Genomic DNA, 13,291 nt, shown 5'->3' with positions numbered 1-13,291 from the left:
ATGTTTCCCGATTGGAGCACAGGCGAAACGGGCGGGGCAAGGCGAATGGATCGTTGTTTTGCGTGGCGTGCCGCGATTCGGGCCGCCGCCGCGGTGCTGCTGGTGATTCTGGGCCTTGCCGGGTGCTCCCGCCCGCCGCCGGAAGCGCGCCTGCGCGAGCGCATCGCCGAAATGCAGCAGGCGCTCGAGGCGCGCGAAGTTTCTGGTTTCATGGCGGGCGTGGCCGACGACTTCGCCGGCGGGTCCGGGCTGGACCGCACCGGTCTGCGCAACCTCGTGCGGGTGCAGGTGCTGCGCCACGCCGCGATCGGCGTGACGCTGGGGCCGCTGGATGTCAGCCTGCACGGTGAGCGCGCCACGGTGAAGTTCAGCGTGATGGCCACGGGCGGCAGCGGTGGCCTGCTGCCGGACAGCGCGCGCCCCTGGACGGTGGAAAGCCACTGGCGCGATGGCGATGATGGCTGGCAGGTGTTCCATGCGGAGTGGGAACCGGCGCTCTGATCGCTGCCCGCCGACCGCGCGGTTCGGCACCCCGGGTCCGCATTGACGGCTCCGGGACGCGCGGGCACCATCGCCGGACGACAACGGGATCGGAAACGGTGATGACCTACGGCAGCAGGTACGGGCGCGAAGCCATGTCCAAGGTGGACACCGCGTGGCTGCGGATGGAAAAACCCACGAACCTCATGATGATCACCGGCGTCCTGATGTTCGGCCAGCGCCTGTCGATCACCGCGCTGCGCCAGCTCATCGGCGAGCGGTTCCTGGCGTTCCGTCGCTTCCGTCAGAAGGCCGTCGATGCGGGCACCTCCTGCCACTGGGAGACCGACGCGGATTTCGATCTGGAATGGCACGTGCGCCTGACCGCGCTGCCGGGCGAGGCGGGAACCGCCGAGCTGCAGCGGCTGGTCAGCCAGCTGGCGTCCACCGCGCTGGATCATTCCAAGCCGCTGTGGCAGTTCCATCTGGTGGAAAACTACAACGGCGGCAGCGCCCTGATCGCGCGCGTGCACCACTGCTACGCCGACGGGATTGCCCTGGTCCAGGTGCTGCTCTCGCTCACCGATGTTTCGCCCGAGCCCGCGCCCGACGAGAATCTGGCCGATGCCTGGCTCAAGCAGGACGGGGACAGGATCACCCGCCGTTTCTTCTACCCCGGCCGGCGCCAGGTCGATCAGGCGATGAAGCTCGGCGGCAGGGTGCTCGACGGCAGCCGTGCGCTCTACCGCGATCCGGGGCTGGCGACGGTGATTGCGCGCGAGGGCGGCGAAATCGCGCGCGAGCTGGCACAGGCGCTGACCCTGAGCGACGATCCGCCTACCGCGCTGAAGCGGCCGCTGGGCGTCATCAAGCGCTGCGCCTGGGCCGAGCCGCTCAGCCTGGACGAGGTCAAGACGGTCGGGCGCGTGCTGGGGTGCACGGTCAACGACGTGCTGCTGGCGTGTGCCGCGGGCGCGCTGCGCGACTACCTGGTCGAGCGCGACGAGGATCCCGACGGCCTGATCCTGCGCGCCACGGTGCCGGTCAATCTGCGACCGCTCGAACACGCGAAGAAGCTCGGCAACCACTTCGGCCTGGTGTTCCTCGAACTGCCTGTGGGGCAGGCCAATCCGGTCGCGCGCGTGCTGGCGGTGGCCGAAAACATGAACCGCATCAAGTCCTCGCGCCAGGCGCTGATGACCTTCGGCGCGCTCGCCACGCTGGGCATGACGCCCACGCCCGTGCAGCGCATCGCGCTCGACATTTTCAGCCGCAAGGCGTCCGCGGTGGCGACCAACGTCCCGGGCCCGCAGATGCCGCTCTATCTTGCCGGCGCGCCCATCACCGAGTTCATGTTCTGGGTGCCGCAGACCGGCGGCATCGGGGTTGGCCTGTCGATCCTGAGCTACCAGGGCCGAGTGCACTTCGGATTGATCGCCGACGCCAAGTCGATTCCCGATCCGGGCTGGGTCGCGCGCCGCTTCGCGCGGCAGTTCGAGACCCTGATTTATGCGGTACTGATGGAGGACTGGAACGGTTCGATCCAGCCCGGCGACGTGCAGGACACCTTGCGACGGCTGTCGGCCATCGCGTGAGCACGGCGCGAACCTGAAGCACAGCCAAACGCAGGAGGATGCCCGCTTGCGTCCGATGAGCGTGGCCTTGAGAAGCGCGGCACGGACTCCATTTCCTGAGTCACGCGGCAGCTGTGCCGCCCCACTTCAGCTGAAAGGAGCGTCCCATGAGCACATTCCAGAACCCCCTCTCCCGCCTGGCCACGCAGTACGGCTGGCCGGTGGAGTTCAAGCAGCTTTTCGATCGCGTGCTGCACGATGCCGAGTCCGATCAGAGCAACGTCGTGACCAGCCAGTGGGCACCGCGCGTAGACATCAAGGAAGAGGACACGCGTTTCGTGATCCTCGCCGACATCCCCGGCGTGGACCCGGCGAACATCGAGATCCACATGGACAAGGGCATCCTGACGATCAAGGGTGAGCGATCCACGTTCGAGACTGACGAGGGCCCGCGCTTCACCCGCGTGGAGCGTTCGCAGGGCGTGTTCCACCGCCGCTTCTCGCTGCCCGACAGCGCCGATGCCGAGGGCATCACCGCAAGCGGCCGCAACGGCGTGCTGGAAATCAGCATCCCGAAGAAGCCCGAAACCACGCCGCGCCGCATCCAGGTGCAGTAAGGCGTCAGGCACGGCGGCGGCGCGGTCGCCGGGTGGATCGAGGTCTGGACAGCGGCCTGCGCGGGCAACCTCGCAGGCCGCTTTGCATGGCGGCCCGTGCGGCATCGAATGACGCAATGGGTATCATCGCGCGACGCTGAAGGAGGCGGAGCAGGGGCAGGACATGGAATTCAAGGATTACTACAGCGTGCTGGGCGTCGAGCCGGGTGCCGACGAGAAGGCGGTCAAGTCGGCCTATCGCCGGCTCGCACGCAAGTATCACCCGGACGTGAGCAAGGAGCCCGACGCCGAGGAGCGGTTCAAGTCGGTCAGCGAAGCGTACGAGGTGCTGGGCAATGCCGAACGCCGCGCCGAGTATGACCGCCTGCGCGCCAGCGGCTATCGCCCGGGCGACAGCTACCAGCCGCCGAACCCGGGCGGACAGGGTTACACGCGCGAAGACTTCGAGGGCTTCGGCGAGAGCGGTTTCAGCGACTTCTTCGAATCGCTGTTCGGACGCGCGCGCACGGGTCACGGTGCCGGCGCGCGCGCGCCGGCGGATTCACGCGCCCGTCTGGACATCGATCTGGAAACCGCCCATGCCGGCGGGCAGACGCGGGTCGATGTGGGCGGACGGACGCTCGACATCCGGATCCCGGCCGGCATCGCACCCGGGCAGAACATTCGCCTCAAGGGTCAGGGCGCGGGCGGACGCGATCTGCTGATCGAGATCGGCTACAGGCCGCATCCGGTGTTTGAACTGGACGGGCGCGACGTGATCGTGCGGCGCGCCGTGCCGCCGTGGCTGGCGGCGCTGGGCGGAGCCCTCGATGTGCCCACTCTCGGCGGTTCGGTCAGCCTGAACGTGCCGGCGGGTTCGGGGAGCGGCAAGCGCCTGCGGCTTCGCGGTCGCGGCCTTGCGGGAAAGCCCGCCGGCGACCAGTTCGTGGTGCTCGAGGTGCGGGCCCCGGCAGCGGAGAACGACGCACAGCGTCGCGCCTACCGGGATCTGGCAGCGGCTTTTGGCGAAACCGTGGCGCAGGATGCGCCCGCGCAGGCTCCCTGAGCAGCAGAGGCCGCGTCCTGAAACGCGCGCTGCGTCGTGTCGCTCAGTTGCCGTCGACAGCCTCGGCTTCCACTGTGGCTTCCTGGCCTGGCTTCGGGGCCGTCCGGTAGCCGTAAAAACCGCTCAGAATCTTCTCCAGCCCCGCGTACTCCGCCGCCGTCGCGGGCTCGAAACGGGGGGCACCCAGCTCGGCAAGGACGTCATAGAGCTCGGCGTCCTCGTGCAGTGTTTCAAGTGCCTTGGCGACCGAGGCCACGTCTTCGGCCGGTACCTTGGGAGATGCGGTGAACGCCTTGCCCGGCAGCGGCCTGGTGCGGGCGAGCGTGGGCAGGTTGTAATAGGTTTCGGCCAGATAGCCGGGCACCATCGCGCCCTGTACTTCGCCGGCGAACACCATTTCCACGCCGTCGCGCCAGGAAATCGCCTCGGAGCGGATATCCGGTTGGGCCAGGGGGTTGTTGCCGTACATCTCGCCGAGCAGCGCGAAACCGAGGCTGGGAGAGGGCATGCAGGCAACCGGCATGCCGATCAGGGCGCGGACATTCTCGCCCTCCAACTCGGGCTGACCGAGCAGCGCGTAGACCGTGGGCTGGGCATTGCGCGCGACCGGCACGAAACCAAAGCGCTGGATGCGGAAGTCGACGAAGTGCGGGTCGTCGAAGGCAAAGTCCACCGGGCTGTTGTTCCTGAGGTCGCGCCAGTAGGTGTGATAGTTGCGCGAGACAACCAGCTGGAAGCGGTGGCCGGTGGTGCGGCTCAGATAGTCGATGAGCGGTTTGTAGACTTCCTGCGCCTGGTCGGGTGGGTACATGGGCTCGACCGCAAGGCGATAGTTGGCAGCCAGCGCTCCCGCTGCAGGTACCAAGCCCAGGACCAGCACAACGCCCAATGCGAGAACGATCCGCTTCACGATTCCTCTCCCGAGTGTTGGTACTTTCCCGGATAGCTCCGCCGCAGATCCTGCCGCGTGCGATCTCTGGTGTTGGCTCCAAGTAGACACGCATGCGCGGGCCGACGCAACCGGATCGGAGATCAGCAGGCCCGGCACGGCAATGCCAACGAAAAGGGCGGTTCGGCGGTGCTGCGATGGATGCGGTTCGCGCCCGCCCCGCGCTGATGCACGCCCGCCAACGGCCGCCTTGTCAGCGAGACCAAAAAATCGCTACAATGCCGCGCTCGCATGGGGCCATAGCTCAGCTGGGAGAGCGCGTCGTTCGCAATGACGAGGTCGGGAGTTCGATCCTCCCTGGCTCCACCACTATAAAGCCTGCAAGTTCAATGACTTGCGGGCTTTTTTCTTTTTGATCCTGCCACAGGGTGGCCTGAGTTTCCGGACGGAACAAGTTCTCGTTTGCCCCGGATTTGTCCCAATGGAACGACGCCATTGCGCGCCTTACCCGGGACGACGCGATAGAACACGGCCTAGCACGGCACCCGGAAAATGGCTTGGCGGAAGAGGCTTCGGGCATGTGTTCCGCTCCTTGCCTAGGAACTTGAAAGCGTCCTCAAAGTCTTGGGCGGCGTCTCCACAAAGCCTGCGCTCACCGTCAAGGCAGGCACGTATCCCGGTTCCGGCTCGCCTCGCGTCCAACTGGCGCTGGAAGGTTGACGACAGTCTCGGGAACCTCCTGCGCGAATTCGACGGCGAATTCCGGCCCAGGTTCTTCGACGATGGTGGGAGGCGTAACCTTGGGAAGGATCGCGGGAAGTAGCGGGACCAACCTTCCAGCGGTACACCGGCGTGACGCCAGGCAGGATGTTCACGCAGGCGGTTGCTGCCCGGCCAGGTCGTCGGTGAAGCGCTGCGCCGCGTTTCCGTTGGGGCAGCTGCTTCAAACCAGCAGCTCGGGCAGGCATCGGATCACCAAGCCAAGGAGTCCGTGTACGGCAGCGGTGAAGACGCGGCACTGCCACAGGAGCCGTCACAGGCGCTTCAGCCCGGAAAAGCAGAAGGGCCAGTGCCGTAAGACACTGACCCTTCAGTCATTCTTGTGGCGCGCCCGGAGAGATTCGAACTCCCGACCCCCAAGTTCGTAGCCTGGTGCTCTATCCAGCTGAGCTACGGGCGCACAAGACGTGAAATTATGCGGAGATCGATGCTGTTCGTCAAGATCGAGGTGATCCGCACGCTCAGAAAAGAAACCAGCCGCTTCGACGGTTTCGCCGCCGCGCAAGGCGCGAGGAGAAGTGGGCGGGAAATCTGCGCCACCACCCGCTGAACGCCAAGCGGAAAGTCATTTCGTGGTGCCCAGGAGAGGACTCGAACCTCCACGGTTTTACCCGCTAGTACCTGAAACTAGTGCGTCTACCAATTCCGCCACCTGGGCAAGGTGTCGAACCGCTCGCCGAGCCGGCGGGCGAGCCGCGCAATTTACGGCGTCGGCCGGGTTCTGTCAACAGGACCGAGGGTATCCGTGGCGTTTCGTTCCCGCCCATCATCGAGCACCCGCAGGTCGATGCTGGCATAGCGGCCCTGGGCGTCGATGGCCACGAGCCGCTGCGGGCCGGCCTGGTCGAATCGCAGTTGCACGGTGCTGCCGCTGCGGCTGTGTGCCACAAGGCGTCCATCCAGCAGCCACTGCACGGTCTCGCCGGTACCCAGTGCGCGCAGGGTGACCTCCGGGGCGCGCTGCCGGTTGCCGGGGCTGCGCAGCACCGCGCCGTCCACCAGGCCGACGATCTGCAGCGCCTGTACGGGTTCTGCGGTGTCGACGCAGTCCGGGGCCAGCGCCGGCAGGGTCGCCTGGCGGCGCTCGCCCGCCGCCAGCCAGGGCAGGACCAGGGGTGGCCACGGAGCGAGGCTGGCCAGCTCGTCCGCGTGCGGGCGGCTGCACGCATCGCCCAGGCGCTGGCCGCTGTGCCGGTCGCGACGGTAGGAGACGGGTGCGGGTGCCGCATGCGTCGGGCCGGGCAGGGTCGGTGGAATCGTGCCGTCCAGCACCCAGGCGGCGTGCCGGCGCACGCAGTGTTCGGGAAGCGTGGCGTCCTCGCGCTGGCCCAGCGGCCAGCAGATCGTGGCGGTGCCGACGCTGGCCGGTGCGGATGACGCCGCGGCCTGCAGCGTTCGCGGAAGCATGTCGTTGATGGCGAACAGCAGGGGCAGGGCGGTGATGGCACCGTACTGGCCGGGCAGCGGCGTGCCGTCGGGGCGGCCGATCCATACGCCGATGATCGCTCCCGGCGCGGCACCGATGGCCCAGGCGTCGCGGAAACCGTAGCTGGTGCCCGTTTTCCACGCCAGGTTCGCGCGGCGCGAGGTGTCGATGCGTTCTTCCAGCGTGCCGGGGCGGGCGGTGTCGGAAATCATCTGGCGCACGATCCATGCGGCACCGGGCGAGAGCAGGCGGCGTTCCCGCAGGGGCTCGTTGGCGATCAGGCGCGGGCGCGCGGCGAGGCCCTCGCGCTGCAGCGCGGCGTAGGCACCGACGAGATCCTCCAGGCGTGCCTCGGTGCCGCCCAGGATCATCGCCAGATTCGGTTCGCTGCCGCGCGGCAGGCGCAGCGGCGCGCCGGCATGCGCCATGCGCGCGCTGAAGCGCGCCGGGCCCACGGCGTCGAGCAACGCCACGGCCGGCACGTTGAGCGATTCGCGCAGCGCGTCGTGTGCGGCGACGGGGCCGCGAAAGCGCTGATCGAAGTTGCCCGGACGGTAACCGCCGAACGCCTGCGGCGCGTCCACCAGCAGGCTCTGCGAGTGGATGAGGCCGTCGTCGAGCGCCAGCCCGTAGAGGAATGGCTTGAGGGTGGAGCCGGGCGAACGCCAGGCGCGCGCCATGTCGATGTGGCCGAAGCTGGCATCGTCGCCGAAGCGCGCGGCACCGACGTAGGCCAGCACTTCCATGCTGTCGGTTCGGGCAACGATGACCGCGGCCGAGGTGCGCGGTGGCAGGCGATCGACCCAGTCGGCCACGCGCGACTCGATGCGCACCTGGAGGTCGGCATCCAGCGTGGAGCGGATGCGGCGGCTGCGCGGATTGTCGCGGCGCAGGCGTTCGGCCGCGAGCGCGGCGTGCAGGGGCGGCTGGAGCCGGCGCGCCGAAACCTGCTCGACGCGCGCGTCGGCGACGTCCGCCGCGCGCCATGCGCCCTGCGCGACCATGCGATCGAGCACCTTGTCGCGTGCCCGCTGCGCGCGTTCCGGCCAGCGGTCCGGGCGCAGCCGACTGGGCGACTGCGGCAGCACCGCGAGCAGGGCGGCTTCGGCCCGGGAGAGTTCCGAGGCCGGTTTGCCCAGATAGCCGTAGCTTGCCGCCTGCACGCCTTGCAGGGTTCCCCCGAAGGGCGCGTAGTTGAGGTAAAGGGTGAGGATCTCGTCCTTGTCCAGGTGCCATTCGAGCTGCAGGGCGCGCGCCATCTGGCGCAGCTTGCCGCTCCAGGAATGCGGAATCGGCTCGATCAGGCGCGCAACCTGCATCGTCAGCGTGGAGCCGCCCGAGACGATCTTCCGATGCCACAGCGCCTGCACCGTGGCACGCAGGGTCGCAAACGGGTTGATTCCACGGTGGCGGAAGAACCAGCGGTCCTCGTAGGTGATGAGAGCCTGGAGATACAGCGGCGAGACTTCCGTGGATTCGACCGGATAGCGCCACACGCCTTCGGCGTCGGCAAAGGCGCGCAGCGGCGTGCCGTCATGTGCCAGCACCACGCTCGCGCCATCGCGCTGGATGTCGGGCAGGGGTAGCGGGAACGCCCGGTCCAGGGCGAGCAGGGACGCCGCCAGCAGCAGGGCCGCGAGCAGCCATCGCGCGGCGTGGAAGGTGGAAACAGGACGCATCGCGAAAGACTGCCACGACCGCGGGTCGGAAATCATGGCGGTTCCCGGGCCAATCGTGCCGGTGGCTGAATCGCGGGACGCCGCCGCACGCCGGGCGGCTTGGCACGCGCGCGACGGGGGTTTAGCGTGCCGGCAGGTGATGGCAGGAAGGAGGTGTGTCGTGAAAGCATGGATCGGATCGGTGGCAGTCCTGGCGGCCGCGCTCGCGCTGTCAGGGTGCGCCAGCCGCGGCGGAACGGCGGCGGAGGCGCCTCAACGCGACTGTTTTTCCTCGGGCCGGGTGTCCGGCTTCACGCCCGTGGACGCCACCACGGTGCGCCTGCGCGTGGGCGTGAAGGACGAGTACGAGCTGACCCTCCTGGGCTACTGTCCCGACGTGGACTGGACCCGGCGCATCGCGCTGCGCAGCGTGAGCGGCTCGTCGATGATCTGCACCAGCGATGCGATGGGCTGGGAGATCGTCGTGCTCGACCGGCCCGGCATTGGACCCGATTCCTGCCGCGTGCGTGCGATTCGAAAGCTGGAGTCCGAGGTCCGCGTCCAGCCCTGACCGATCGGCGCAGCGGGTGCCGGCACCCGGATGGCGATGCGCTGCCGATGGCGCGGATGCGTGCTTTGCCTTCCGGGTGCGGTCGATGATCCAATAGGCGGTCGGCTTGCGGGTAAACGGCCGAAAACTCCTCCCCGTTTTCATGGATTCGCGCCGTGTCCTTCTTTTCTTCCGTGGCCCTCGCCCCCGACGATCCCATCCTGGGCCTGACCGATGCCTGGCTCGCCGATCCGCGCAGCCCCAAGGTGAATCTCGGGGTGGGCGTGTATTACGACGCCGACGGCCGGCAGGTCTTGCCCGAGTCGGTGATGCGCGCCGAAGCCACTCTGACCGCCCGGCGCAGGGCGCGCAGCTACATCCCCATCGACGGGCTGCCCGATTACGACAGCGCCACCCAGCGCCTGGTGTTCGGCGAGGACTGCGCTGCCGCAGCCGAAGGGCGGGTGGTGACGGCACAGACGCTGGGCGGCACCGGCGCGCTGCGCGTGGGTGCCGATTTCCTCAAGGCGACGCTGCCTTTCGCGAAGGTGGCCATCAGCCAGCCGAGCTGGCCCAACCACCAGGTCCTGTTCCGCGCCGCCGGCTTCGAGATCGGCAACTATCCCTATTACCACGCAGACAGCCACGGGGTGGATTTCGACGCCATGCTGGCGGCGCTGCTGGCCATGGATGCCGGCACCGTGGTGCTGCTGCACGCCTGCTGCCACAACCCGACCGGGGCCGATCTTTCCACCGCGCAGTGGCGCGAAGTGGCCGGCACGGTGCGCGATCGCGGCTTGCTGCCGTTCGTGGACATGGCCTACCAGGGCTTTGACCGCGGCATCGCGGAGGATGCGCAGGGCATCGCGATCCTTCTGGAGGCGGGTGTGGAAAACCTGCTGGTGGCCAACTCCTGTTCCAAATCGTTTTCGCTTTACGGTGAGCGCGTCGGCGCGCTGTCGCTGGTGTGCGCCTCGGCCGATGAGGCCCGGCGCGTGCGTTCGCAGGTCAAGCAGACCATCCGCGCGAACTACTCCAACCCGCCGACCCACGGCGCGGCGCTGGTGGCGACGATCCTTGGCGACCCGGACCTTCGCGCCCAGTGGGAGGAGGAGGTCGGCCAGATGCGCGGGCGCATCAAGGCGATGCGCAACGGCCTGGTCGCGCGGCTGGCGGCGCTCGGGCATCCGGAGTTCGCATTCATCAACCGCCAGGCCGGCATGTTCACCTATTCGGGCCTGAGTCCGGCCCAGGTGCAGCGCCTGCGCGATGAGTTCGCCATTTACGCGGTGTCGTCCGGACGCATCTGCGTCAGCGCGCTGAACGAGGCCAACCTCGACTACGTGGCGGATGCGATCGCGCGGGTGGCCGGATGAGGGCGGATGTGCCGATCCTGACGATCGACGGCCCCTCCGGGTCGGGCAAGGGCACGATCAGCCGCATCGTGGCGCAGCGGCTGGGCTGGCACTATCTGGATTCGGGCGCGCTGTACCGCGCGGTCGGAGTCGCCGCGGGCTGGGCCAATGCCGACCTGTCCGATCCGGCCGCGCTCGCGCGGCTGGCCCGCGACACCGTGATCGAGTTCCGTACCGACGGCAGTGCCGAACCGCGGGTGCTGGTCGATGGCACCGATGCGACCGACGAGTTGCGCACTGAAACCGCCGGCGCGGCGGCCTCGGCCATCGCCGCCGTGCCCGAAGTGCGCGCCGCGCTGTTCCAGAAGCAGCGCGATTTCCTGCGTCCGCCGGGACTGGTGGCCGACGGGCGCGACATGGGCACCGTGGTGTTCCCGGAAGCGGCGCACAAGGTGTTCCTGTCGGCCAGCGCCGAGGAACGCGCCCGCCGCCGGCATAAGCAGTTGAGTGATAAAGGACTTGAGGTTACAATTGACGTCCTGCTGCGCGAAATCCAGGCGCGCGATGCGCGCGATGCGCAACGCGTTGTGGCACCGTTGAAGGCAGCGCCCGATGCGGTTCTCGTGGATTCCACTGGCATCCCCGTCGAAGCAGTCGTCGAACGGGTCCTGGCGATGGTCACCTCGCCGGGACGCTGATTTCGTTACGGCACCTCGCTTGGCGTCGGAGGTTTTCGTGTTGCAGGAGGTCCCGGGGCCGGGCGGCCGCCGGGTGTTTTTTCTTTTCAACCAGGTGGGTCGCGTGCGCGTGGCCCGTGTGTCCAACCGAGTAAACATCCAATGACTGAATCATTCGCAGAACTGTTCGAAGAGAGCGAAAAGCTGTCCAAGCTCAAGCCCGGCGCCATCGTGATCGGCGTCGTGGTGGACGTACGCAACGACGTGGTCGTGATCAACGCCGGACTCAAGTCCGAGGGCATCGTCCCGATCGAACAGTTCCGTAACGAGGCCGGTGAAATCGACGTGGGGATCGGCGACGAGGTCAAGGTCGCCCTCGACTCCCTCGAAAACGGCTTCGGCGAGACCGTGCTCTCGCGCGAGAAGGCCAAGCGCGCCATGGTGTGGGACGAGCTCGAAGAGGCCATGGAGGCCGGCGAGATCATCACCGGCCGCATCAGCGGCAAGGTCAAGGGCGGCTTCACCGTCGACGTCAAGGACGTGCGCGCGTTCCTGCCTGGTTCGCTGGTCGACGTGCGCCCGGTGCGCGACCCGGTCTATCTCGAGGGCAAGGAACTCGAGTTCAAGATCATCAAGCTCGATCGCAAGCGCAACAATGTCGTCGTCTCCCGCCGCGCGGTGGTCGAGAGCGAGCATTCGGAAGAGCGCGAGCAGCTGCTCGAGCGCCTGCAGGAAGGCGCGATCGTGGACGGCGTGGTCAAGAACCTCACCGACTACGGCGCGTTCGTGGACCTGGGCGGCATCGATGGTCTGCTGCACATCACCGACATGGCGTGGAAGCGCGTGCGCCACCCGTCCGAAGTGGTGGAAGTGGGCCAGGAAATGAAGGTGCGCGTGCTCAAGTTCGACCGCGAGCGCAACCGCGTGTCGCTGGGCCTGAAGCAGCTGGGCGAGGATCCGTGGGACAACATCGCCCGCCGTTACCCGACCGGCGCGCGCCTGTTCGGCAAGGTGTCCAACGTCACCGACTACGGCTGCTTCGTCGAGATCGAGCCGGGCGTCGAGGGTCTGGTGCACGTGTCGGAAATGGACTGGACCAACAAGAACGTCAATCCCTCCAAGGTGGTGCAGGTGGGTGACGAGACCGAGGTCGTGGTCCTGGACGTGGACGAGGAGCGTCGCCGCATCTCGCTGGGCATCAAGCAGACCCGCTCCAACCCGTGGGAAGCTTTCGCCGCCATCTTCAAGAAGGGCGACAAGGTCTCCGGCCAGATCAAGTCGATCACCGACTTCGGCATCTTCGTGGGCCTGGACGGCGGCATCGACGGCCTGGTGCACCTCTCCGACATCTCCTGGAACGCCACCGGCGAAGAGCTGGTCCGCCAGTTCAAGAAGGGCGATACGGTCGAGGCGGTGGTGCTGGCGGTCGATCCGGAGCGCGAGCGCATCTCGCTGGGCGTCAAGCAGCTCGAGCAGGATCCGTTCGGCCAGTACATGGCCGCGCATCCGAAGGGCAGCGTCGTCACCGGCACGGTGAAGGAAGTCGATCCCCGTGGTGCCACGATCGAGCTGGCCGAAGGTATCGAGGGCTATGTGCGCGCCAACGACATCGCCAAGGAGCGTGTCGAGGACGCCACCCAGCACCTCAAGGTCGGTGACGAGGTCGAGGCCAAGTACATCGGCCTGGATCGCAAGGGACGCACGCTGCAGCTCTCCATCCGCGCCAAGGACGACGCCGAGCTGGCGGAGACCCTGGCCGAGTACCAGAGCGCCTCCGGCGGCACCACCAAGCTGGGCGCGCTCCTGCGCGAGCAGCTGGGCGGCAAGTCCGAGTAAGCGTTGCAGGGTTTCGGCATGATCCGGTTCGCCGGGTCATGCCGGGCCCGGTTCCATGTGTTGCACCATCCCTGGGGGGGAATGCGTCATGACCAAGTCCGAACTCATCGAGATTCTTGCCGCGAGGCAGGTTCACCTGAAGTCCGATGACGTGGACCTGGCCGTCAAGACCCTGCTGGAGCAGATGAGCGCTTCGCTCGCCAATGGTGACCGCATCGAGATCCGTGGTTTCGGCAGCTTCTCGTTGCACTACCGTCCGCCGCGCATCGGGCGCAATCCCAAGACCGGCGAATCCGTGGCCCTGCCGGGCAAGCACGTGCCCCATTTCAAGCCGGGCAAGGAGCTGCGCGAGCGGGTCAACGCCGTGGTGCCGCTGCCGCAGGACGCCGGCGCCGACTGATTCC

Annotated in this window: 12 protein-coding genes and 3 tRNA genes; 11 read left to right on the top strand and 4 right to left on the bottom strand. The window is 67.6% G+C overall.

Going from position 1 to position 13,291, the window contains the following annotated elements; all coding sequences use genetic code 11:
• The first annotated feature begins 45 nt into the window (after positions 1-45).
• The 4 genes from WB794_RS07335 to WB794_RS07320 all read left to right on the top strand — a co-directional run bounded on the left by WB794_RS07335 (position 46) and on the right by WB794_RS07320 (position 3,716).
• Entirely contained in the window at positions 46-501 is a 456-nt protein-coding gene (locus tag WB794_RS07335) for a hypothetical protein (protein ID WP_337335195.1), read from the top strand.
• Between the two features lie 101 nt (positions 502-602).
• On the top strand, positions 603-2,075 hold the full coding sequence (locus WB794_RS07330; protein ID WP_337335194.1) for a WS/DGAT/MGAT family O-acyltransferase: 1,473 nt from the start codon (positions 603-605) through the stop codon (positions 2,073-2,075).
• Between the two features lie 146 nt (positions 2,076-2,221).
• A complete protein-coding gene (locus WB794_RS07325; RefSeq protein WP_337335193.1) occupies positions 2,222-2,671 on the top strand; it encodes an Hsp20/alpha crystallin family protein in 450 nt (149 codons plus the stop codon).
• 163 nt (positions 2,672-2,834) lie between these two features.
• Positions 2,835-3,716 carry a DnaJ C-terminal domain-containing protein gene (locus WB794_RS07320; RefSeq protein WP_337335192.1) on the top strand — a complete coding sequence of 294 codons (882 nt, stop codon included), beginning with the start codon at positions 2,835-2,837 and terminating at the stop codon, positions 3,714-3,716.
• Positions 3,717-3,759: 43 nt separating this feature from the next.
• Here WB794_RS07320 and WB794_RS07315 read toward each other — a convergent pair whose 3' ends face one another.
• Positions 3,760-4,626 (bottom strand): phosphate/phosphite/phosphonate ABC transporter substrate-binding protein, encoded by an 867-nt coding sequence (locus WB794_RS07315; protein WP_337335191.1) that lies wholly within the window; start codon positions 4,624-4,626, stop codon positions 3,760-3,762.
• Positions 4,627-4,898: 272 nt separating this feature from the next.
• Here WB794_RS07315 and WB794_RS07310 point away from each other — a divergent pair.
• Positions 4,899-4,974, top strand: a tRNA-Ala gene (locus WB794_RS07310).
• 734 nt (positions 4,975-5,708) lie between these two features.
• Here the strand turns inward: WB794_RS07310 and WB794_RS07305 are convergent.
• Positions 5,709-5,785, bottom strand: a tRNA-Arg gene (locus WB794_RS07305).
• A gap of 27 nt (positions 5,786-5,812) precedes the next feature.
• Between WB794_RS07305 and WB794_RS07300 the strand changes: the two genes are divergently transcribed.
• Positions 5,813-5,935 carry a hypothetical protein gene (locus tag WB794_RS07300; protein ID WP_337335190.1) on the top strand — a complete coding sequence of 41 codons (123 nt, stop codon included), beginning with the start codon at positions 5,813-5,815 and terminating at the stop codon, positions 5,933-5,935.
• A 23-nt stretch (positions 5,936-5,958) separates the two neighbouring features.
• Here the strand turns inward: WB794_RS07300 and WB794_RS07295 are convergent.
• A tRNA-Leu gene (locus tag WB794_RS07295) sits at positions 5,959-6,043 on the bottom strand.
• Positions 6,044-6,087: 44 nt separating this feature from the next.
• Complete coding sequence (pbpC, locus tag WB794_RS07290) at positions 6,088-8,490, bottom strand: penicillin-binding protein 1C (protein ID WP_337335189.1); 2,403 nt, start codon at positions 8,488-8,490, stop codon at positions 6,088-6,090.
• 160 nt (positions 8,491-8,650) lie between these two features.
• On the opposite strand from pbpC, the gene WB794_RS07285 reads away from it, so the two are divergent.
• The 5 genes from WB794_RS07285 (at position 8,651) to WB794_RS07265 (ending at position 13,287) form a co-directional block, all read left to right on the top strand.
• Positions 8,651-9,040, top strand: coding sequence for a DUF6491 family protein (locus WB794_RS07285; RefSeq protein WP_337335188.1), 390 nt, complete (start codon positions 8,651-8,653; stop codon positions 9,038-9,040).
• A gap of 155 nt (positions 9,041-9,195) precedes the next feature.
• Positions 9,196-10,395, top strand: coding sequence for an amino acid aminotransferase (locus WB794_RS07280; protein ID WP_337335187.1), 1,200 nt, complete (start codon positions 9,196-9,198; stop codon positions 10,393-10,395).
• Entirely contained in the window at positions 10,392-11,072 is a 681-nt protein-coding gene (gene cmk, locus WB794_RS07275; protein ID WP_337335186.1) for a (d)CMP kinase, read from the top strand. Before WB794_RS07280 ends, cmk begins: the two co-directional genes overlap by 4 nt.
• Before the next feature lie 141 nt (positions 11,073-11,213).
• Complete coding sequence (gene rpsA / locus WB794_RS07270) at positions 11,214-12,887, top strand: 30S ribosomal protein S1 (RefSeq protein ID WP_337335185.1); 1,674 nt, start codon at positions 11,214-11,216, stop codon at positions 12,885-12,887.
• A gap of 88 nt (positions 12,888-12,975) precedes the next feature.
• Entirely contained in the window at positions 12,976-13,287 is a 312-nt protein-coding gene (locus tag WB794_RS07265) for an integration host factor subunit beta (protein ID WP_337335184.1), read from the top strand.
• Positions 13,288-13,291 lie beyond the last annotated feature (4 nt).

This window comes from Denitratimonas tolerans, assembly GCF_037203605.1.
Classification (GTDB): Bacteria; Pseudomonadota; Gammaproteobacteria; order Xanthomonadales; family Xanthomonadaceae; genus Denitratimonas; species Denitratimonas tolerans.
Note: the sequence above shows the minus strand (reverse complement) of the source record. Positions and strands in the feature narration are given on the sequence as shown.

What these genes read in the sequence shown, in the direction of transcription:
- WB794_RS07335 (WP_337335195.1), top strand. Translation starts at nt 46, where the DNA reads ATGGATCGTTGTTTTGCGTGGCGTGCCGCGATTCGGGCCGCCGCCGCG.
- WB794_RS07330 (WP_337335194.1), top strand. Translation starts at nt 603, where the DNA reads ATGACCTACGGCAGCAGGTACGGGCGCGAAGCCATGTCCAAGGTGGAC.
- WB794_RS07325 (WP_337335193.1), top strand. Translation starts at nt 2,222, where the DNA reads ATGAGCACATTCCAGAACCCCCTCTCCCGCCTGGCCACGCAGTACGGC.
- WB794_RS07320 (WP_337335192.1), top strand. Translation starts at nt 2,835, where the DNA reads ATGGAATTCAAGGATTACTACAGCGTGCTGGGCGTCGAGCCGGGTGCC.
- WB794_RS07300 (WP_337335190.1), top strand. Translation starts at nt 5,813, where the DNA reads ATGCTGTTCGTCAAGATCGAGGTGATCCGCACGCTCAGAAAAGAAACC.
- pbpC (WP_337335189.1), bottom strand. Translation starts at nt 8,490, where the DNA reads ATGCGTCCTGTTTCCACCTTCCACGCCGCGCGATGGCTGCTCGCGGCC.
- cmk (WP_337335186.1), top strand. Translation starts at nt 10,392, where the DNA reads ATGAGGGCGGATGTGCCGATCCTGACGATCGACGGCCCCTCCGGGTCG.
- rpsA (WP_337335185.1), top strand. Translation starts at nt 11,214, where the DNA reads ATGACTGAATCATTCGCAGAACTGTTCGAAGAGAGCGAAAAGCTGTCC.
- WB794_RS07265 (WP_337335184.1), top strand. Translation starts at nt 12,976, where the DNA reads ATGACCAAGTCCGAACTCATCGAGATTCTTGCCGCGAGGCAGGTTCAC.